The sequence below is a fragment of the Arsenophonus nasoniae DSM 15247 genome, assembly GCF_000429565.1.
Classification (GTDB): domain Bacteria; phylum Pseudomonadota; class Gammaproteobacteria; order Enterobacterales; family Enterobacteriaceae; genus Arsenophonus; species Arsenophonus nasoniae.
On sequence record NZ_AUCC01000290.1, the window covers coordinates 1 to 1,093 of the forward strand.

The 1,093-nt window shown below is 39.1% G+C and carries 1 protein-coding gene and 1 pseudogene; both read left to right on the plus strand.

Features of this window, described 5'->3' with window-relative positions:
* Nucleotides 1–345 (plus strand): annotated as a pseudogene (locus G468_RS24540) (replication protein); the annotation flags it as partial.
* 204 nt (nucleotides 346–549) lie between these two features.
* On the plus strand, nucleotides 550–1,093 hold a 544-nt coding region (locus G468_RS0118525; protein ID WP_026824215.1), incomplete at its 3' end, for an ATP-binding protein.

Consider the following 1,093-nt stretch of genomic DNA (forward strand, 5'->3'; position numbering starts at 1 on the left):
ACTACAATAGATCCCTCTATAATCTCCCTTACGAAAAAATCGAAGGTTTTTGACCCAAATTCGCTAGAACTTCCAAACTGGTTATCAAGATCAACCTGGCATTCTTGGTTACAGTACCGCAAGGAAATTAACAAACCTATCAAATCCCTAATGACGGTTGACCAGACTATCAAACTGCTGACGAAGTGTCGTGATAGGGGGTATTCGCCAGAAGACATCATCAACACCAGTATTGCCAATGGCTGGCAAGGACTTTTTGAACCCAAAGAGACCCAAACGCAGAAATCCCGATATCGATTTAAAGACATCCCCAAAATGGATGTTTTCATCACTGATGATTTTTGATGGGCAGAAAAAACATTGGCATTTGGATTTTTAGCTGAAATTGAAAATTCAATCTCAAGTTATCGCTCAGACCCCATCTAAAACGCGCTGTAATCAATTCTGAGCCGTTTTCTCGAAAAAAACGTAATTCGTAAAGCTAAAATTTTATCGTTGCTTACAGAGCGATACACCAAGTTTTGATAATTTACTCACGTAGGAGGAATTTTGAATACAGCAAATGCAGTATTAACCCGATTTTTTAAACTGATGCCAAAGCACATTAAACCGAAATTCAATACCGTTGATGAGTTGTTCGCGTGGCATCGTGAACAGGCTAAATTGGATTCAAACCGAATCTTCGAAGAAAACCGAGTCAGAAGGCTGAACAATATCATGGGTAATTCCGGTATTTCTGAACTTCATCAGCATTGTACTTTTGACAACTTTGAGGCTTTAACGACGGAGCAAAGACAAGCGAAATTCAACGCAAAAAACTATGCTGACAATTTTGGAAAATACTTTGGGGGTTTTGTTTTTAGCGGTCATTCCGGCACAGGTAAAAATCATCTGGCAGCAGCAATTGGGAATCGGTTAATTCAAAACGGACTGAGTATTTTGATTGTTACTTTTCCTGACCTGATGATGAGATTGAGAAAAACCTACGAAAGCGGATCTCAATATACCGAATCACAGTTAATTGATGACTTGTGTGGTGTTGATTTGCTCGTATTTGATGATGTTGGCGTTCAGAGAAACAATCTCAATGAAG